Below are 20,016 nucleotides of genomic sequence, written 5' to 3' on the forward strand. Positions count from 1 at the left end.
ATCGTTCCGCAGTGAGTCGATACGATGCTGCCGTATCGATTCATTTGCGATTGCTTCGCTCCTGCCCGGCCGCCGCGCCTTCCGCGATCAATGGCCAAACCACCTGTTCGAACTGCTCGGGTTCGATCGGTCTGGAGTACAAATAGCCCTGCGCGAAATCACAGCCCATCGACTTGAGAAAATCCCGTTGCTCGACGGTTTCCACGCCTTCGGCGATGACCTGGATTCCCAGCTTGTGTGCGAGCACCACCATCGCCTCGCATAGCACCTGATTGTTTTCGTCCACGCTGAGGTTCTGGACAAACGAGCGATCGATTTTCAGGTAATCGATGTCGAAGCGCTTGAGATAGGCCAGCGAGGAATAGCCGGTGCCGAAGTCGTCGATTGAAATACCGATGCCCGCGAGACGGAAATCGAGCAACCGCTCGTCGATATTCGATTCGGCCTGCAGCAGCAGCCCCTCGGTGATTTCCACCACCACGCTTTGCCCCGGCATGCCCTCGCGATCGAGATAGTCGTGCCACCGCACGCCGACCGTGCTGTCCTGGCGGACCTGCACCGGCGACATGTTCACGCTGATCTGGAACGACGGATCGTATTGCTCACGCCAGATGCGCGCTTGCTGCACGGCTTGCCTGAACACCCAGTCGCCGATGGGAATGATCAGGCCGGTATCTTCGGCCAGCGGAATGAATTCCAGCGGACTGATCATGCCGCGCTCCGGATGCAGCCAGCGTAACAGGGCTTCCGCCTTGCAGACCCGGCCCGTTGCCAGGTCGACGACCGGCTGATAAACCAGCCGAAGCTGATTGCGAGGCAACGCTGAACGCAGGTCGCTGGTCAGGCGCAAGCGCGTTTCCGCCTCCAGCTGCATGTCGGGCGTGAAGTAGCTGAAGCGGTTGCGTCCGGCATTCTTGGCCGCGTACATGGCCTGGTCTGCGTTCTTGAACAATGCGTCGAGTTCAACGGTGTCGTCGGGGAAAACGGTGACGCCAATGCTCGCCGAAATGTAGACCTCGTCCGCGCCGAGTTTGAACGGTTCAGTCAGTTTGCGATTGATATTGCGCACGGTCTGCTCGACCGCGTCCATGTCTTCGAGATCGGGCAAGATCACCGTGAACTCGTCGCCGCCCAGTCGCGCGACGGTATCCAGATTGCGCACGCACGCGCTGATGCGGCGACCAGCCTCGATCAACAGCACGTCGCCGCGGTCGTGCCCCAGCGAGTCGTTGACCTCCTTGAAGCGGTCGAGGTCGATCAACATCAGGGCCACGCGCCTTTGCGAACGGCGCGCGAGCGCGGCCTCCTCGGTAAGACGATCGTGAAAGAGCTGCCGGTTAGGCAGACCCGTCAGCGCATCGAAATTGGCCTGCTTCCAGATGGTCGCCTCGAACGCCATCCGGTCGGAGAGGTCGCGACCGACTGCCAGCACCGAAGTGACATGGCCGGAACGATCGATCTCAGGCGTGATGCGAATGTGAGTGCATTGCTCCTGCCCGTCCTTTCCTGCCCACCGCAGTTCGAACTGCGCGCTTTTTCCCGTCGCGATGACTTCGCCGATCTTCCTTTCGTAGACCAGCGCATTGGCGCCGCCGGGAAGCTCCGAAGGCCGCTTGCCGAGCACGCTGGCGAGATCGCATCCCGCCGACGTGCAAAAGGCCGGATTGGCGAAGATGCGGCGCAGCTCGCGGTCATATCGCGTGATCGTATCGGGCGAATTCTCGATCAGCGTGCGCGACTCCCGTTCGCGGGCGACGAGTTCCGCCGTCCGGTCGACGACAGTCTGTTCGAGCGACGCATTGATTTCGTTGATCTTGTGGATCTTCTGCCTGATCGCCGTGCGCATCCGCTCGAAGCGCTGCGCCAGCCGGGCCAGTTCGTCCGGTCCGCCAGGCGGGCCTTCCCCGTCCTTGCCATCGTCCTCGACGGCGCCGGCATCCTCGCCAGTGTCGTGCATGCGGCGCACCAGATCCTGGAGCGGCGCCGAAATGCTGTACGAAATAAAGTAGGCAAGGAAAATGGAAAGCAGAAACCCGGAAATGCCGACCACCACGATCTGGTTGCGTACGGCCTGCGCCTCCGCGGTGAGATTCCGTTCGGCGATCGTGCTGACCACGAACCAGCTCGTGCCGGGAATGCGCGCGTAGGCGGCAAGATAATGCCCGCCGCGCTTTGCCGCGAAATTGACGAACCGGCTCGACTCGCCCGATACGCGGTGGCGCGCGATATCCTCGATCAGGCCGGGCTCGGGTGCGGCGCCCGGGTTGGGCGACGAGGCGTGATTCGGAACCACGATGATCTTGTTGTCGCTCGCATCGAATACGTAAATCTCTGTTCCGCTGCCCGTGGCGACGTCGTTGAAAATCGTCGAGAAGTATTCAGGGCGAACGACCAGAACCAGACTGCCGATCTTCGCGTTGTCGCTCTTGTTGTAGATGGCGCGCACCATTCCCAGGTTCTGCTGGCCCACGCCATCGTCGTAGCTGCCCCAGTAGGTGCGTTCATGCGATTCTTCCGCAATGCCGACGAGCGCCGTCACACCCGAAGTCAACTGCGCAAATGCCTGCGTATCCAGAATCCGGTCTTTCTGGTCGAGCAAATATTTCTGGTTGATGAAATCGACCGACCCATAATGCTCGAGCAGCAAACGCGTCATGTCCTCGCGCGCCTCGCTCTGCTCCATCGCACTGCCGCTCGCCGCTCTCGCCAGTGCGCCCTGGACCCGGTCCGAAAGCACGAGAAGATTGCTTTCCGTTTCGATCTCGTGCATGCGCAGCTCGACATTTCTCGAAACCTGCCTCACCACCTCTTTCGAAAATATCTCCGCATTTTCCTTGATCGCCGCGATCGACTTCACATAGGAAATGCAGCCCGAAATGATAATGGGCAACAGCGCCAACAGAATGAAAGCGGCAATCAGTCGATAGCGAATCTCGACGCGTCGAAGCAAATCCTGGCAGAGGTAGTCGAAAGCGCGTCGCAGCAGTGCGGAGATTGCATTCATTTGTAGTGCATCTTCGCTTCAGTCTTGACCGAGTTACCCAGGCGCTGCGCAGCCTGCCTGGGTGTAATTTTCCTGAGCAGCACATCCTGCATCAATTCATGCACCAGCTCAATCGTATTGGAAGGAAGCGACGAATAATAGGGGCTTGCCGTGACGGGATAACGGCTGAGCGCGTTCGTGTAGTCGACGATCTCCACGTCGCTCACCACGGTCCCCATGCCTTTCTGGAACGGCGAAATGTTGTGGCGTTTCCGCTGAAGAATCGGAAACCCCTTGCCGGCGATGAATTCCAGAAAACGCATGGCCGCGGCCTTGTTGGGCGTTTCGCAAACGGCAAAGCCCGTTTCGCTGCCGAGCACCGGCACGACGCGTTCGCCGCGCGCGTTCCAGGGCGGCACGAACACGCCCACCGAGAAATCGTTTCCATGCAGCATGAGTCCTGCTGACCAGCTGCCCTGGAACGCCATCGCCACCTTGCCTTCCTTGAAAAGGCGAATGCCCTCGTCGTACCCCGTCGTCATGAACGACGGCTGCGCGTAACCGCGCTCCGGGATCAATGCGATTTTGGCGAAGATATCGGCCGCCTCCGGCGTATCGAGGTTCAGCGTGCCGTCCGCCATTTTCTCTTTCCAGTTGGGCTCGCGCGCGACCACATCATTGGCAAAGCCTGAAGCGAATGGCCCGTTGCCGAGCATGTTCGGAAAGCCGCCGCTCCACATCACCGGAATCATGCCCGCCTGCTTGAGCCTCGCGCACACCGCCAGGAACTCATCGAAATTCGTCGGCAGCGTGTCGATGCCGGCCTTGGCGAACATGGCGCGGTTGTAATAGATCATCGTCGTCGCCACGCCGCCCGATATGCCGAACCCCTTGCCTTCGCGACTGGTCCAGTCAGCCTTGAGTGGATCGAGCATGTTCTTCCATGCGGCGCTCTGGCGGACATCGGTCAGGACGCCCTGGTCGGCCAGCTCGGCGGCATAGGCGTTCGGATTGATGCTGACGAGGTCGGGCAGCGTGCCCGCCGCCACGCGCGGCTTGATGTTCTCCTCGATCGAGTTGCCGACCATGAACTGCACGTTCACGTGCAGATCGGGATTGAGCTTGTCGAACCCGGCGGCGATCTGGAGCATCTCCTCCGGCCAGTCCGGCGCCCAGATCAGCGCGGTGATGGTGGTCCGTGCCGGCGCGGCCTTGCTGCTCTGGGCGCCGTTCTGCTGATCGCAACCCAGGAGCAAAAGCATGCCGATCAGACCGGACCACAGCCAGGCAAACTTGATTCCGTGCACGTAACGCTCGCTTTCAGTTCGGGAATGGCGGACCCCGCGGAACGCAGGGGAACCACATTGCATATCGGCCGAAACCGGGCGTCACTTGAGGGGGTTGCGCGTGAGCGTGGCACGCGACAATTGGCGAGCCTTGCGGACGAACGATCACGCCCGTTCGCAAACGTTAGCGCGGCGCGATGCGCTAACGTGGTGCAATGGCAGCGGGTCTCTTTGCGCAGACCCGGAGCGCGGCGCGGCGAGGTCGATGGCTCGCCGCCTTGCGTCGCTTTCGAATCAATCGTTGCGATCGTTTCAATCGAGCGACGGGCTGCATTCGCATTCGAGCGCCGCGACCCGCGCCGGCCGCTCCATTGCCGCAAGCCGATGCAGCGTCACGAGTCCGAACACGGCGAGCGCGCAGCCGAGCACCAGATCGGCACGTATGCCCGCGCGGTCCACGATCGTGCCGCCCACTGACGAGCCAAGCGCAATCGCCACCTGGATCACGCTCACGAACATCGCCGAGCCCGCTTCGGCAAGATCGGCCGTGCCGCGCTGAATCCACACGGAGAAGCACAGCGGAATCGCGCCGAACGCCACGCCCCACATCAGCATCGCCGCGATCTCGCCAATTCGCACGTGGTCGAGCAGAATCATCGCTGCGAGCGCGCACAACAGCAGCGCCGTCATCGTCGCCACGGCGAGCTTCAGGCGCGTGGCAACGACCGCCGAAGTCAGCGCGTTCGAGAAAAAGCCGATCACGCCGAACGCGAGCAGCAGCAGCGTGATGGCGCTCATCGAGAAGTCCTGCTGGAGCAGCGGCGCGATGAACGTGTACGTCGAGAAATGCGCGCCGAACACGAGCGCCACCATCAGCATGCTCAGACGCACTTGCGGGCGACGCAGCAGCGTGGCGAAATCGGCAAGACGCAATGCGGCGGCGGAAGGAAGCGTTGGCACCAGCAGCGCCTGCGCAACGAGCGCGAGCGCGACGAGGCCGCCCGTCACGAAGAACGACATGCGCCACGACGCGAAACCCGCGATAAAGGTGCCGAGCGGCACGCCGATCACCGTCGCGAAGGTCACGCCGGTCAGGATGATGGCCGTTGCGCGCGGGGCGTCGCTCGTATGCACGAGGCGTCCCGCCGCTGCAGTCGCAAGCGTCCAGAATCCGCCGAGCGCCGCGCCGAGCATCGCGCGGCCAACCAGCATGAACGCGAAATTCGTCGCAAGCGCGGAGACGATATTCGACGCGAGCAGCATGGCCGTGAGCAGGAGAAAGACTTGACGCCGGTCCATGCGGCCGGCAAACATCATCAGGCCCGGCGCGAAGATCGCCGCCATCACGCCCGGCGTGGTCACCATGAGTCCGGCAGTACCCGGCGTCACGCCGAGGTCGCGGGCGATCTCGGTGAGCAAACCGACCGGCAAAAATTCGGACGTCACGAACGCAAATGCGCTGATCGCCACGGCAAAGACTGACAGCCACTGGCGTAGTGTCGTCTCTTCGAGCGGCGCGGGCGCGAGATTGGGAGAACGGTCGTTCATGTTTCGATGACTGTTTTGTGTGTGGCGAATAATAAAAGCCATTGTTCGGCAATTTCGCACCAAAAATGGGGAAAATCGCCGCTTAAATGGTCAATCGGGAATGACGTTTAAATTAACATCAAATAAAGCATCGCGTGCGGCCCTGCGATTAGCGGGGTCGACAAAAGGGTTATGAATGGAATGTGACGCGGCCTGCCTCGCGCGGGCCGGCGGGGCGGTGATTATGTCATTTCAGAGCCGGAAAAATAAACGATATTTTTCTGGGGACAATATAGGCATCGAATAGATGCTTTGCTGGTCACTGGACAGGAGACTAAGGGCGCCGGGAAAGCGCCCCGTGAGGAATTGCTGGAAAACCGGTCCATCAAGTCAAGCGAGGCGCTCGCAGGCGCCTGGGTTCAAAACCGCGTCTGCACGCCAACGCGGGCGATGAACTGGTTAGGACCGCTCGACGTACCGTTGGGGTCGAGCACGCCGCTGATCAGCGCCTGAGCCCCGGCGTTCGTGCGCTGATACACGGTCTCCACATACACGACCGTCCGTTTGGACAGGAAGTGATCGACGATGGCCGTGATCTGGTGCGCGTGATTGTTGTCGAGATACGCGTTGCCCTTCATGTACATGTAGTCGGCGGCAATCGCCCAGTCTGGCGCGAGCAGCCAGTTCGCGCCGGCCTCGGCCTGGGCAATGGCGCCGCCGTTGAAGGTGTTGCGCACGGTCGTCACCAGCAGCGTCGCCATGACCTTGCCGAAATCGTAGTGCGCGCCCACGCCCCAGTTGCGAATGCCGACATCGGGTTCGCCGGTCTCCACATATTTGGCTTCGGTGTACGCGGCCGCCATGCCGAACGCGCCGTTGGTGTAATTCGCGCCGGCACTGACCGTATTGCCGCGTCCGAATGCGCCCGGAATGCCACCGAAGCCGTACAGGCCGCCGAAGCTGAATCCGGCAAACTTCGGCGATTGATACTTGACCGAGTTCTCGACCGTGGCGCCGGCCATGCGGTCCCAGTCGAACTGCTGCGCGAAGGGCGGGTTGCCGGGAATCGCGATCTTCGCAAACGGGCCCGCGCGGAAGTTGTAGAGGCCCCCGACTTCCATCGCTGCATCGTCGTGCCCGAAAAACAGCGAATCGGTCATGAAGTCGTATTGATTGCCCATCGTGAGCCTGCCGTACTGGTCGCTGTCGAGGCCAACGTAGGCGTTGCGCCCGAAGATTCCTTGTCCCGAGATGATCGAGCCCGTCCCCATCGAAAATTGATCGACGAGATCGAACACCGCGTGCAAGCCGCCGCCCAGATCTTCGCGCCCGCGTATCCCAAGCAGGTTCGGCGTGAAAATGCCGTCGTCGAACTTCACCACCGAGTGGCCGCCCTGGTTGCTGACCCACGACACGCCCGCGTCCACCATGCCGTACAGCAACACGCTGTCGCCCGCCGGGCCGCCTTCCGCATGTGCCTGGGCGCAAGCCATGACCGATACCGCCGTGCACCACAGTGCGAGGCTCTTCATTGACGTCTCCTTTACCTTGATCTCTTTGTCGGCATCCTTTTATTACGGATGCCTTATTAATTGAAATAATCGTCGAACTTCGGGAAACCGTAACGGCGCCGGGGCGCCGTCACCGCGACATCAGTCGGATTGCAGTGCGACCGGAGCCGACCGGCGTGCCAGCGCGCGCGGTGCGGTTTCGATCAGGAACATCGAAACGAAGATGCCGCAAATGAGCCCGCCGAGCGCGAACTGCAGCGTGAACTGAATGCCGTCGTGCTGCGCGACATAACCGGCAATGGCCGGCGCGATGCCGCCGCCAAAAATCTCGCCGGCACCCGAAGTAATGCCGATGGCCGAGGCGACGAGACCCGCCGGCGCAGCTTCAGTCGCGATCGGACCGGTGAGGACGCCCAGCATGCCAAGCGCGAAGAACGACACGACGAACAGGACGGCAAAGAGCATCCACGGGTTCGCGCCGACGCGGGCGAATACATAGAGCGAAATCGCCGCGCCCGCGAACGAGACGACCGAAGTCAGCCGCCGCCCTGCAACGTCGGAGAGACTGGCAAGGCCGAACTCACCGAGAAAGCCGCCGAAGCCGATCGCCGACACGACAAAGCCCATCTGCGCGGTGTCGAGATGCAGATAGTCCACGAGATAGTTGGGCACCATCGCGCCGATCACGAAGATACCCGCCATCGCGCACAGCGTGGCCAGCATGGCTAGCACGACATTGCGGCTGGCGAAGAGCGCGCTCCAGCGCGGGCCGCCCGTTGCGTGCGCAACCGCCGCGTGCACCGGCTTGATTTGCGGCGCGTCACGCAACATCGTCGCGATCAGCACGGCCACGATGAGGCCCGGCACCGCGGAAACCGCGAACACCCAGTGCCACGACGGCACGACGCGCAGCAACTGCGTCGCGATGATCGGCGCGAGGCCCAGGCCCATCAGCGCGAACATGCTGAGCTGCAGCCCCTGGTTGCGCCCGCGGCGCGACGGATGCGAGGCCTCGCCCACGGAGGCCACGCTGGTGGGCGTGAATGCGCCCTCCGCGACGCCCATCAGCGCGCGAATGAGCAGCAGGCTTGCGAAGCCGGTCGCGAAACCAGAGAAGCTGGAGAGCAGCGAGAACATCACCATCGCCGCGATCATGATCTTGCGCCGGCCGATGCGGTCGGACAGGCGGCCCATGAGGATCGAGAACACGCCCCACGCAATGCTGAGAATGCCGATCAACTGGCCGAGCTGCTGGTAGCTCAGGTTGAGGTCTTTCATCATGTGGGGAAAGAGCGGCGCGATCATCCAGCGATCGAGCCCGACCAGACCGAAGCCGATGGCGAGCAGGACCAGCGTCCTGCGTTCGTTTTTCAGATCGTGTGCTTCGTGCGGATGGTGTGATTGGGCCTGCCTCGTCATGTTTGTCTCCTTGGCTGTCTTGCGTGTTCGCATTACGAACTACGCTTCGTTTATCGAACTTCGAGCGAGATCGTAGGAAACCTGACCTAGTGATGTCAATCAAAAAAGACCCTCGTTGTACACAATTTCTCTTTACTTTCCGCTTACTTTTCCACGTTTACCCTGTATTTCGCGACAGTTGTATTGAATAGATCGATTCGCTGTATACAATCTGTACACATCGTGGTGCAGTCTCTGGCCGCTTCTCCATTCGCTTTTCACCACTTCCTTACGCATGAACGGCATCGACGACACCCCCGCCAGCACGCGCGCCGGCTCCGCCGCTTCGCAGACCGTCAAGGCCCAGCTCGGGCTGCGAGAACTGATACTCGGCGGCGAACTCGCGCCGGGCGAGCGCATTTCCGAACTGGGCGTGGTCGAGCGCCTTGGCGTCTCGCGCACGCCGGTGCGCGCGGCGCTCATGCGCCTGCAGGAGGAAGGGCTGCTCGAGCCGATTCCGAGCGGCGGCTATGCCGTACGCTCGTTTTCGGAAAATGAAATACGCGACTCGATCGAACTGCGCGGCACGCTCGAAGGGCTGGCTGCGCGCCTTGCCGCCGAGCGCGGCATCACCCATTCGATGTTCCGCGACCTGCACGACTGCATCGACGAGATCGACGAACTGCTCGTGGGCGAGCTGAGCGAAGAAACCTTCTCCCGCTATGTCGAAGCGAATGGCCGCTTTCACCGGCTGCTGGCCGCGGCTTCCGACAGCGAAGTGGTGGCGCGGCAGATCGAGAAAGTCGCCACCTTGCCGTTTGCATCCGCCAGCGCGTTCGTCGTCGTGCAGTCGCTCGACCCGCGTGCGCGCGAAACGCTGATCGTCGCGCAAGCCCAGCATCGCGCCGTGCTCGAAGCGATCGAAAGCCGTGAAGGCGCGCGCGCCGAAGCGCTGATGCGCGAGCATTCGCATATCGCCCATCAAAACCTCAAGCGCGTGCTCGACAACCAGCGCGCCATGACGAGGCTGATTGGCGGCAATCTCATTCGCCGCAATCCGCGCTAGTGGCGCGCGGTATACACGCTCGCTAAACGGCTTGATTCGAACGGCGGCATGCGTGCCGCCCCTCACCCTGAACGAAGGCGCAGCCAGGCGCCCTGGAGGAGACATATGTTCCTGAAAAACGCATGGTATGTCGCATGCACCCCCGACGAAATCGACGGTAAGCCGCTGGGGCGGCAAATCTGCGGCGAGCGCATGGTGTTCTGGCGCACGGCCGAAGGCGGCGTCGCCGCGCTCGAAGACTTCTGCCCGCATCGCGGCGCGCCGCTCTCGCTCGGCAGCGTACGCGAAGGGTATCTGGTGTGCGGCTATCACGGCCTCACCGTGGGCGCCAGCGGCAAATGCGTGAGCATGCCGTGCCAGCGTGTGGGCGGCATTCCGTCCGTGCGCAGCTATCCCGCGGTCGAGCGCTACGGTTTCATTTGGGTATGGCCCGGCGATGCGGCGCAAGCCGACCCGGCGAAGATCCATCACCTCGACTGGGCCGACAATCCCGCGTGGGCGTATGGCGGCGGCCTGTATCACATCCAGTGCGACTATCGCCTGATGGTCGACAACCTCATGGACCTCACGCACGAGACCTACGTGCACGCCTCGAGCATCGGCCAGCCCGAGATCGAGGAAGCACCGCCCAAGACCACGGTCAACGGCGACGTGGTCACCACCAGCCGCTTCATGCACAACATCATGCCGCCGCCTTTCTGGGCCGCAGCGCTGCGCGGCAACGGCCTCGCCGACAACGTGCCCTGCGACCGCTGGCAAATTTGCCACTTCTCGCCGCCCAGCCACGTGATGATCGAAGTGGGCGTGGCGCACGCAGGCAAAGGCGGATATGACGCCGATGCGCGCGACAAGGCATCGAGCATCGTCGTCGACTTCATTACGCCGGAAACCGAAACGTCGATCTGGTACTTCTGGGGCATGGCGCGCAGCTTCGCCGTGCACGATCACGCGCTCACCGAAACGATCCGCACGGGCCAGGGCAAGATCTTCTCGGAGGATCTCGAGATGCTCGAATCGCAGCAGCGCAATCTGCTCACGTGGCCCGAACGCCGCATTCTGAGCCTCAACATCGACGCCGGCGGCGTGCAGTCGCGCCGCGTGCTCGACCGGCTGATCGCCGCAGAACGCAACACAACGGCCACTGCCGCAACGGACTGATTCGACCAAAGCCACGGTCGCGCGGGCACGCGCGGCCGCTCTCCTTCCCTTGCCCCAACGCATCATGAAAGTCACCCTTCTGCGCAAGATTCCCGTCGCCACCGACATCTGCGAGTTCGAACTGGCGAGCGCCGACGGCGCACCGCTTCCGGCCTTCGCGGCGGGCGCGCACATCGACGTCCATGTGGATGGATTCGTGCGCCAGTACTCGCTTTGCAACCGTCCCTCCGTTCGTGGCGCCTACCACATCGGCGTGTTGCGCGACCCGGCTTCGCGCGGCGGCTCCGTTGCGATGCACGCGCTCGACGCCGGTACGAACCTGGAAATCAGCATCCCGAAGAATCATTTCCCGCTGGACGAACAAGCCACGCATACCATCCTGCTCGCGGGCGGGATCGGCATCACGCCGCTCATCGCCATGGCCGAGCAGTTGCGTGAGGAAGGCCGCCCGTTCGAACTGCACTACTGCACGCGCGACCCACAGCGCGCCGCCTTTCGCGAGCGTCTTGCCGAAGCGGGTTTTGCCGAGCACACGCACTTCTATTTCGACAGCGAAGGCGCCGATGCACGCATCGACCTCGCGCGCGTGCTTGGCGCTCCGCACGACGGTAAGCATGCCTACGTATGTGGCCCTGCGGGCTTCATCGACGCCGTGCTCGCAGCCGCAACCAGCGCGGGGTGGCCCGCGCAGAACGTGCACCGCGAGTACTTCGGCGCGGCCCAAGCAGGCGCGAGCGCGAACGCCGACACGAACGGCGCCTTCCAGGTCACCCTCGCGAGCTGCCAGCGCGTGATCGACATCCCGGCCGGCACGACCATCGTCGAAGCGTTGCGCGCGGGCGGCGTCGAGGTGCCGGTCTCATGCGAGCAAGGCGTATGCGGCACCTGCATCACGCGCGTGCTATCCGGCGAGCCGGACCATCGCGATCTCTACCTGACCGACGAGGAGCGCGCCGCCAACGACCAGCTGCTGCCGTGCTGCTCGCGCTCGCGCTCGCCCATGCTCGTGCTCGACCTCTGATACGGCGCGGCGGCGCCCATCAGGATTCGCGCGCTCGCTTCACCGCGAGCAGCGCGGCGAGCGCCGCCACCACCGTAACCGGGACGCTTGCGCCTATCACCGTCGTGGCGCTCGCGCCGCCCGCCAGCAACTGCCCTGCCGCGAGCGGACCGACGATCGACCCTACGCGGCCCACCGCCACTGCCGCGCCCACGCCGGTGCCGCGCATGACGGTCGCGTAGCTCGCCGCGGAAAGCGCGTAGAGCATCGACTGCGCGCCCACCACGCCCATGCCCGCGAGCAGCACCGACACCGAGATCCAGAACAGGTTGCCCGCGCCCGCGAGCATGAAAAGCGAAATCGCGATGCCGGCATAGACAGCCGCGACGACTCGCCCGGGCCTGACGCGGTCCATCAGCATGCCGATGCCGAGCACGCCGATCACGCTGCCCACGTTGAAGAAGATCTGCGTGACGCCGGCCTGGCTGCGCGAAAGGCCCCGGCTCACGATCAGCGAGGGCAGCCAGTTGAGCAGGAAGTACAGCACGATCAGCGTGCAGAAAAAGCTGATCCAGATCTGTGCGGTCACCGCGGCGCGACCGTCGCCGAACAGCACGCGCCACGTGGGCGGCGGGCCGCTCTGCGTGGACTGCGCGCGGCTCGAGGCCGCTTCATAGGCCGCGGATTCGGGCAGGCAGGCGAGGATCAGCGGCGCGACCACGAGCGGTCCGACGCCGCCCGCATAGAAGATATGCCGCCATTCGGTGTCGCCCGCACTGAGGACGCCGATCAGCGCCGCGAGCGCGCCGCCGAGCGGCATGCCGCAATACATGATGCTGACCGCCGTATTGCGCAGCCGCGGCGCCACGGCTTCGGCCGAGAGCGCGATCAGGTTCGGCATGGCGCCGCCAAGGCCGACGCCGGTCAAGACGCGCGCCACCAGCAGCGTGGCAAAGCTCCACACATGGGCGGTGAAGATCGAGAACACGCCGAACGCGACCATCGAGAGCAGCAGCACGCGCTTGCGCCCGATGCGGTCGGCGAGGCGTCCGCCGATCATCGCCCCGGGCAGGAGCCCGAGCATGCCCGCACTGAACGCGAGCCCCATCTGGCTCACCGAAAGACCGAACTCGCGCGCCATGCGCGGCGCGGCCACGCCCGTCGACTGAAGATCGACGCCCTCCAGCACCGCCACGATCAGACACAAACCCAACACCCATGCGGTGCCCGCCGCCGTGCGCGCGCTCACCTGCGTAGTCGATGACGACACGTTGCCTCCTCGTTTTGTAATGGAATGTCGCGGCCTTTCACCGCGCCGTCACTAGTTAGTTAACCTAACCTACGTGCTAAAAAAATTTCATGCATAGGGCAGCGGAGTGCGGCAGCCCGCTTCGATGAGCCGCAGCCGGTGATCGAACGCCATGAGCGGGTAAGCGAAGAAGTAGTGCGCCGTGACGCGCTTTTCGGCATAGAACGGATCGTCGGCCGAGGCATCCATCGCGATGCGCAGCGTGCGCGCCCAGGCGAATGCAACGAGCAGCCAGCCGATAAGCGCGAGATAGTCGTCGGCCACGCGGTAGGGCAACTCGCGATCGTCTGCGCTGCCCTGCCTGATTTCGCCCGTGATGCGCTGCACGTCCGCCACCAACGCATCGAGCCGTGCGCCTGCACGGTGAAGCGCAGAATCGTGGGAAGCGACACAGCGTGTGGCGTCCGCTGTGACATGCGCAAGCAACGCGCGCAACGCCTCGCCGCCATCGCCGAGCACCTTGCGCACGAGCAGATCGATCGCCTGGATTTCGTTCGTGCCTTCGTAAAGCATGGCGACGCGGCTGTCGCGCACCGTCTGCTCCACGCCGTATTCGTGGATATAGCCGTAGCCGCCGAACACCTGCAGCGCACTCGATGCCGCCGCAAAGCCATTGGCGGTGAAGAACGCCTTGGCGACAGGCGTGAGCAGCGAGGCGAGCTGCCCCGCCGCCTGGCGCTCGTTCGCATCGGGGTGGCGCGCGGCCACGTCGAGCCAGTAACCGATCCAGTAGCCGATGGCCCGCTGGCCCTCCACCGTCGCGCGCAAGTCGAGCAGGATGCGCCGCATGGCCGGATGAAACGCGATCGGCGCGGCCTGCGCCGGCTCGCCCTCGTATTGCGCAGGCGCACTCACGGCGCGCATTTGCACGCGTTCGTGCGCGTAGGCGTGCGCGCGCTGCCAGGCAAGCTGCGCGTGGCCCACACCCTGCATCGCCACCTGCAGGCGCGCCGCGTTCATCATGACGAACATCGAAGCGAGGCCGCGATGCGGCTCGCCCACCAGCCAGCCCAGCGCGTGCTCGAAACGCATCGAACACGTCGGGCTCGCCTTGAGGCCCATCTTCTTTTCGATGCCCTCGCAATGCACGCCGTTGCGCACGCGCTCGCCGGTCTCGCCGAAGGTCCATTTCGGCACCACGAAGAGCGAGAGGCCCTTCGTGCCCGCCGGCGCATCGGGCAGACGCGCGAGCACGAGGTGCACGATGTTGTCGGTCAGATCGTGCTCGCCGCCCGTGATGAAGATCTTGCTGCCGTCGATGCGCCAGGCGCCGTGCGCCGCGTCGGGCGTCGCTCGCGCGCGCAGCAGCGCGAGATCGCTGCCCGCCTGCGGCTCGGTCAGGCACATCGTGGCAAGCCACTCGCCGCTCGCGATCTTCGGCAGCCAGTCGCGCTTCAACGCATCACTGCCGTGCGCCATCAGACACGCCGTCGCGCCATGCGTGAGGCCGGGCGACATCAGCCATGCGTGGTTGGCCGCCGCGAGCATTTCCTGCAGTGCGACTTCGAGCAGTTGCGGCAGGCCCTGGCCGCCCGCGTCGGCGTCGAGCGCGAGCGTCGGCCAGCCTGCCGCGACGAAATCCGCATACGCCTCGCGAAAGCCCGTGGGCATCGAGACCTCGCCGCCCTCGAAGCGGCACCCCTCGAGGTCGCCCGCCGGGTTCAGCGGCGCGACGCGTTCCATCACGAAACGTGCGGCTTCTTCGAGCACCTGCTGCGCCGTCGCGCTGTCGAGGTCCGCCCATGCGGGAACGCTGCGCCACCATGCGGGTGCTTCGATCCATTCGTCGATCACGAAGCGCATGTCGCGCAGCGGGACCTGATAGTCGAGACTCATCGTGAACGTTCCTCAAACGTGCTGCAGATGACGAGCGAAAATCACGCGCGTTTGCGTGCCCCGCGCGGCGTACAACGCGTCTACGAGCGCCGCGCGCTGGCTCAGCACGACGCGCTGATTGATCGACCCTTTATCCGTAATCTCGCCCAGATCGAGCGACGGCGGCGCGTCCATCAGGTGCAGTCGCGTGACGAGGGTCGCGCTGCCCGTCGCCTCGCGGTTCAGCCGCTCCATCAGGTCAGCAAAGAAGTCGCGCACGGCGCTCGCGTCCAGAACGTCGCGCGCGGGCGCACTCGCATCGAGCCCCGCGAGCCGGCGGCATTCGTCGAGGCGCGGAAAGATCAGCACGCCGATGTCGTCGCGGTCCATGCCCGCGATCACCGCGTCCTGCACGTACGGTGCGCCGCCCGAGACGATGCGCGCGCGCATGGGCCCCACGCTCACGAACGTGCCGGAGCTGAGCTTGAAATCCTCAGCAATGCGTCCGTCGAACAGCAGGCCGAGTTCGGGCCGCCCGGCATCGACGAAGCGCACGGCGTCGCCGGTGCGGTAGTAGCCCTCTTCGTCGAACACGTCGTGACGGTCCGCCTCGTTCGCGCGCCAGTAGCCGCCCATCACGTTCGGGCCGCGAAAGCGCGCTTCGAGCTTGCCGTCCACGGGTACAAGACGCGTCTCGCAGCCCGGCGCGGGCAGGCCGATATAGCCCGCGCCCATCACCGGGCCGGTCGTGAAGAGGCACGACGGCGCGGTCTCGGTCATGCCGAGGCCCGCCATGATGCGGATGCGCTCGCCGCAATGGGCCTGCGTCACGCGTTCGAGCCGGTCCCACGCCGCCTGCGAGAGCCCCGCGCCCGCGAAGAAATACATCTTCACGCGCGAGAAAAACGTCTCGCGCAGCTGCGCGTCGGTTTCGAGCGCGGCAGTCAGTTCTTCCCAACCCTTCGGGACGTTGAAGTAGAGCGTGGGGGCGATTTCGCGCAAATTGCGCAGCGTCTCTTCGAAGCGGCCGGCCACAGGTTTGCCGTCGTCGATATAGAGCGTGCCGCCGTTGTAGAGCGCGATACCCACGTTGTGGCTGCCGCCGAAGGTGTGATTCCACGGCAGCCAGTCCACCAGCACCGGCGGCTCGATGCCGAACTGCGGGAACGTCTGCAGCAGCATCTGCTGATTGCTGCACAGCATGCGATGCGTGGTGGGCACGGCCTTCGGCAGGCGCGTCGAGCCGGAGGTGAAGAGGAACTTCGCGATCGTGTCGCCGCTCACGCGCGTCTGCGCGGCTTCGAAGCTGCCCGCCTGCGTCTCGAGCAACGTCGAAAACGGCGTCTCGCGGCGGCCGCCGCCAGCCGGCGTCACGACCACGCGCTCGATATCGGCGGGCACCGCGGCGTCGAGCGCCGCGGCAAAAGCGGGGCCGTCCGCCGCGAATACGAGGCCGGGATTGAGCAGACCCAGCGTGTGCCGCAGCTTGTTGTAATCGCTGGAGACGAGCGAATAAGCGGGAGAAATGGGCGCATAGGGCACGCCGGCCCATAGCGCGCCGAACGCCATCTGCAGATGTTCGAGATCGTTGCCCGAGAGCAGCGCGACCGGGCGCTCAGCCGACAAGCCTCGCTCGATCAAGGCTTGCCCGATCGCACGGGCGCGTTCGAGCATCTGCGCGTAGCTGATGCCCTGCCATTGGCCGTCGACGCCGCGGCGCGCCACGAGCCAGCGCTCCGGATGCTCGCGCGCGCCGCTCACGAGCCGGTCGGTCACGCGTTCGGGGAAGTCGTCGAGCGCCTCGCTCGAGCGCAAATACCAGCAGTCGCCGCGCCGTTCGATCTGCGGCGCGGCCGAGCCGATCGCGACGGCGCGATAACCGGCGAAGTCCGGTTGCACGACGGCGCGAGCATGCGTTTGGGTCGGCTCCGAATCCAAAGCCTGTCTCCTTTGCTTGACCGGTGCCAGGCTGCGCGATGGATCGGCGCAGACGGCCCGGTGGTTCATGTCGTGATGCGCGCGTTCAGATCGGATAGTGGCGCGGGCCGGTCTGCACGGTAATCCAGCGCAGGTCCGTGAATTCGGCGATCGAAGCCTTGCTGCCGAAGCGGCCATAGCCGCTCGCCTTCACGCCGCCGAACGGCATTTGCGCTTCGTCGTGCACCGTCGGCCCGTTGATGTGGCAGATGCCCGATTCGATGCGCTTCGCCACGTTCATGGCGCGCGCGATATCGCGGCTGAACACCGCCGCCGAAAGCCCGTACTCGCTGTCGTTGGCGACCTTCACCGCTTCTTCGTCGCTGTCCACACGCTGTACCGTCACCACGGGGCCGAACGATTCGTCGGCGTAGAGCTTCATCTCGCGCGTGACGTTTTCGACGATCACGGGCTGCATGATCGCGCCGTTCACCTCGCAGCCCAGCGGCAGTTTCGCACCCTTCTCGCGCGCGTCTTCCACGAGCGCGAGTATGCGTCGCGCCGATGCTTCGCTCTCCAGAGTCCCCAGCACCGAGCCCGGCTGCGTGGGGTCGCCGGCCTTCAGCGTGCGTGCCTTCGCAACGAGCTTGTCGACGAACGCATCGGCAATCTTGCGGTCGACGATCACGCGTTCGGTCGACATGCAGATCTGCCCTTGATTGAAGAACGCGCCGAACGCTATGCCTTCCACTGCCGCGTCGAGATCGGCATCGTCGAGCACGAGCACGGGCGCCTTGCCGCCCAGTTCGAGCAGTGCGGGCTTCAAATGCCGAGCAGAAAGTTCGGCGACGATGCGCCCCACGCGCGTCGAGCCCGTGAAGTTCACGCGTTTGACGGCGGGATTGGCGATCAGGCGCTCGACAATGGCCGGTGCATCTTCCGGTGCATGCGTGAGCACGTTGACGACGCCCTCGCCCAGCCCCGCCTCGTTAAGCACTTCGCCGATCAGCGCATGTACGCCGGGACACCCTTCGGAAGCCTTCAGGACCACAGTATTGCCGCACGCGAGCGGCATGGCGAGCGCACGCGTGGCGAGAATCACCGGTGCGTTCCAGGGCGCCATGCCGAGCACCACGCCGCACGGCTGGCGCACGGCCATCGCGAGGCTGCCGGGCAGGTCGGATGGGATCACCGCGCCGTCGATCTGCGTGGTCATGGCGGCCGCTTCGCGCAGCATGTTGGCGGCGAGCATCACATTGAAGCCGTACCAGTTCGCCATTGCGCCCGTTTCCGCCGCGCCGATGGCAATGAAGTCCGCCGTGCGCGCATCCATGCGCTCGGCGGCGGCCAGCAGGCGCTTGCGGCGCTCCGTGGGCGTGAGCGCGGCCCACGCCGGGAAGGCGCGCGCGGCCGCGGCAACGGCCGCGTCCGCATCTTCCACCGTGGCCGCTGCCGCACGCGTGGCCACCGCGCGCGTGGCCGGATTGATGCGCTCGAAGGTCTTGTCGTTCGACGCGGCGCGCTTCTCGCCGCCGATCAGAAGCCGGGTTTCATGCATGTCGTTGTCTCCTCTGTCTGGTGCGCCGCTATCGATTAGCGCTTGTATGCCTGCAGGCCCGGCTTGATGCTCTTGTCGTCGAGGAACTGCTTGAGGCCCTGCTCGCGGCCGCCTTCCTTGTCGCGATGGTTGGCCTGGTCCAGCTTCGCGTAGAGATAGTCCTCGTTCTGCTCCCACGTCAGTTCACGCGAACGCTTGAAGCCGTGCTTCGCGTTGCGCAGCACGACCGGGTTCTTGTCGAGCAGTTTCGCGGCAAGCGCGAGCACTTCCTCGCGCAGTTGCGCGAGCGGCACGCTCTTGTTGACCAGGCCCATTTTCGCGGCCTGCTGGCCCGTAAAGGTATCGCCCGTCATGATGTAGTAAAGCGCCTCGCGGTGGCCCACCGTATCCGCCATCGCCTTGCTCACGAGGTTGCCCGGCGGAATGCCCCAGTTGATTTCCGAAAGACCGAACGTGGCTTCGTCCGCGGCAATCGCGAGATCGCACGCCACGAGCGGCGAGAAGCCGCCGCCGAAACACCAGCCGTTCACCATCGCGATGGTCGGCTTCGAATACATGCGCAGCAGCTGCCATTGCCAGCGGCTCGCGTCGCGGCGAATGCGCTCCTGCAGGACGTCGGGGCCCGCATCGACCTCGCGGAAGTATTCCTTCAGGTCCATGCCGGCCGTCCATGCCGAGCCTTCGCCGGTCAGCACGAGCACTTGCGCCTCGGCGTCGAGCTCGAGCGTTTCGAGCACGTCGATCATCTCCTTGTTGAGCGTCGGGCTCATGGCGTTGCGCTTTTCCGGCCGGTTGAACGTCACCCAGCCGATGCCGCCCTCGACCGCAACCTTGACCGTTTTCCAGCGACCTTCGTAACTCATTCTCTCTCTCCGTAGACACTGCCGCACTCGCGGCTTGAAATCAATTTACTATCAAGCTACCTGATATGTAAAGTAGAATATGATCTCGTCGGTACAAACCCGTAAAACGCGATGAACCAGAAAACCTCACCCACTGCGCCGCGCGCCCGAATCGCGCAGCCAGCCGCCGAGGGCAGCCCGCACGCCGTGCCGCCCATGCGCCTGAGCTACCTGATCGGCCAGCTCGACCGCGTCGTGTCGCGCCGCCTGACCGAAGCGCTCGCGCGCCACGGGCTCACGCTGCCGCAGTACACCGCGCTTTCCGTGCTGCGTGCGCGCGGCCGCTCGTCCAATGCGCAACTCGCCGAGCGCTCGTTCATCACGCCGCAGGCCGCCAACGAAGTCGTAAAGACGATGGAGGCGAACGGCTGGGTCATGCGTGAAGCCGACCCGATGAACCGCCGCGTGGTGCTGCTTTCGCTCACGGAAGCCGGCAACGCGCTGCTGGGCGAATGCGACGCCGCCGCCGACCACGTCGAAGGCGCAATGCTCGACGATATGGACACCGAAACAGCGGAAAAACTCCACGCGCTGCTGCATGCCTGCGTGCGCAATCTGCGCGCTGCTTAAGCGCTCGTGCGGCGAG

Annotated in this window: 14 protein-coding genes; 4 read left to right on the forward strand and 10 right to left on the reverse strand. The window is 64.5% G+C overall.

Translation table 11 applies throughout. The annotated features are described in order from the left end of the window. Positions 1 to 40 precede the first annotated feature (40 nt). The 5 genes from BFD71_RS05095 to BFD71_RS05115 all read right to left on the reverse strand — a co-directional run bounded on the left by BFD71_RS05095 (position 41) and on the right by BFD71_RS05115 (position 8,726). Positions 41 to 3,004 carry a bifunctional diguanylate cyclase/phosphodiesterase gene (locus tag BFD71_RS05095; protein ID WP_069262183.1) on the reverse strand — a complete coding sequence of 988 codons (2,964 nt, stop codon included), beginning with the start codon at positions 3,002 to 3,004 and terminating at the stop codon, positions 41 to 43. Further along, entirely contained in the window at positions 3,001 to 4,245 is a 1,245-nt protein-coding gene (locus tag BFD71_RS05100) for an ABC transporter substrate-binding protein (protein WP_256094512.1), read from the reverse strand. Before BFD71_RS05100 ends, BFD71_RS05095 begins: the two co-directional genes overlap by 4 nt. A gap of 336 nt (positions 4,246 to 4,581) precedes the next feature. Then, on the reverse strand, positions 4,582 to 5,817 hold the full coding sequence (locus tag BFD71_RS05105; RefSeq protein ID WP_069262185.1) for an MFS transporter: 1,236 nt from the start codon (positions 5,815 to 5,817) through the stop codon (positions 4,582 to 4,584). A 398-nt stretch (positions 5,818 to 6,215) separates the two neighbouring features. Further along, complete coding sequence (locus BFD71_RS05110; protein ID WP_069262186.1) at positions 6,216 to 7,328, reverse strand: porin; 1,113 nt, start codon at positions 7,326 to 7,328, stop codon at positions 6,216 to 6,218. Positions 7,329 to 7,448: 120 nt separating this feature from the next. After that, complete coding sequence (locus BFD71_RS05115; RefSeq protein ID WP_069262187.1) at positions 7,449 to 8,726, reverse strand: MFS transporter; 1,278 nt, start codon at positions 8,724 to 8,726, stop codon at positions 7,449 to 7,451. A gap of 274 nt (positions 8,727 to 9,000) precedes the next feature. Between BFD71_RS05115 and BFD71_RS05120 the strand changes: the two genes are divergently transcribed. The 3 genes from BFD71_RS05120 to BFD71_RS05130 all read left to right on the forward strand — a co-directional run bounded on the left by BFD71_RS05120 (position 9,001) and on the right by BFD71_RS05130 (position 11,950). Then, a complete protein-coding gene (locus BFD71_RS05120) occupies positions 9,001 to 9,771 on the forward strand; it encodes a GntR family transcriptional regulator (protein ID WP_069262188.1) in 771 nt (256 codons plus the stop codon). Between the two features lie 105 nt (positions 9,772 to 9,876). Beyond that, positions 9,877 to 10,929 carry an aromatic ring-hydroxylating dioxygenase subunit alpha gene (locus tag BFD71_RS05125; RefSeq protein ID WP_069262189.1) on the forward strand — a complete coding sequence of 351 codons (1,053 nt, stop codon included), beginning with the start codon at positions 9,877 to 9,879 and terminating at the stop codon, positions 10,927 to 10,929. A 64-nt stretch (positions 10,930 to 10,993) separates the two neighbouring features. After that, positions 10,994 to 11,950 carry a PDR/VanB family oxidoreductase gene (locus BFD71_RS05130; RefSeq protein ID WP_069262190.1) on the forward strand — a complete coding sequence of 319 codons (957 nt, stop codon included), beginning with the start codon at positions 10,994 to 10,996 and terminating at the stop codon, positions 11,948 to 11,950. 19 nt (positions 11,951 to 11,969) lie between these two features. Here BFD71_RS05130 and mhpT read toward each other — a convergent pair whose 3' ends face one another. The 5 genes from mhpT to BFD71_RS05155 all read right to left on the reverse strand — a co-directional run bounded on the left by mhpT (position 11,970) and on the right by BFD71_RS05155 (position 19,391). Further along, entirely contained in the window at positions 11,970 to 13,199 is a 1,230-nt protein-coding gene (gene mhpT / locus BFD71_RS05135; protein ID WP_069262191.1) for a 3-(3-hydroxy-phenyl)propionate transporter MhpT, read from the reverse strand. 87 nt (positions 13,200 to 13,286) lie between these two features. Further along, positions 13,287 to 15,074 (reverse strand): acyl-CoA dehydrogenase family protein, encoded by a 1,788-nt coding sequence (locus BFD71_RS05140; protein ID WP_069262192.1) that lies wholly within the window; start codon positions 15,072 to 15,074, stop codon positions 13,287 to 13,289. Between the two features lie 12 nt (positions 15,075 to 15,086). Then, positions 15,087 to 16,991 (reverse strand): feruloyl-CoA synthase, encoded by a 1,905-nt coding sequence (locus BFD71_RS05145; RefSeq protein WP_069262193.1) that lies wholly within the window; start codon positions 16,989 to 16,991, stop codon positions 15,087 to 15,089. Positions 16,992 to 17,076: 85 nt separating this feature from the next. Next, positions 17,077 to 18,528, reverse strand: a complete 1,452-nt coding sequence (locus BFD71_RS05150; protein ID WP_069262194.1) for an aldehyde dehydrogenase — start codon at positions 18,526 to 18,528, stop codon at positions 17,077 to 17,079. Positions 18,529 to 18,563: 35 nt separating this feature from the next. Beyond that, positions 18,564 to 19,391: a p-hydroxycinnamoyl CoA hydratase/lyase gene (locus tag BFD71_RS05155; protein ID WP_069262195.1), complete on the reverse strand. Its 828-nt coding sequence runs from the start codon at positions 19,389 to 19,391 to the stop codon at positions 18,564 to 18,566. A 111-nt stretch (positions 19,392 to 19,502) separates the two neighbouring features. Here BFD71_RS05155 and BFD71_RS05160 point away from each other — a divergent pair, with 111 nt between their 5' ends. After that, positions 19,503 to 20,000, forward strand: a complete 498-nt coding sequence (locus tag BFD71_RS05160) for a MarR family winged helix-turn-helix transcriptional regulator (protein WP_069262196.1) — start codon at positions 19,503 to 19,505, stop codon at positions 19,998 to 20,000. Positions 20,001 to 20,016 lie beyond the last annotated feature (16 nt).

Source organism: Paraburkholderia nodosa (assembly GCF_001718195.1).
GTDB lineage: Bacteria > Pseudomonadota > Gammaproteobacteria > Burkholderiales > Burkholderiaceae > Paraburkholderia > Paraburkholderia nodosa_A.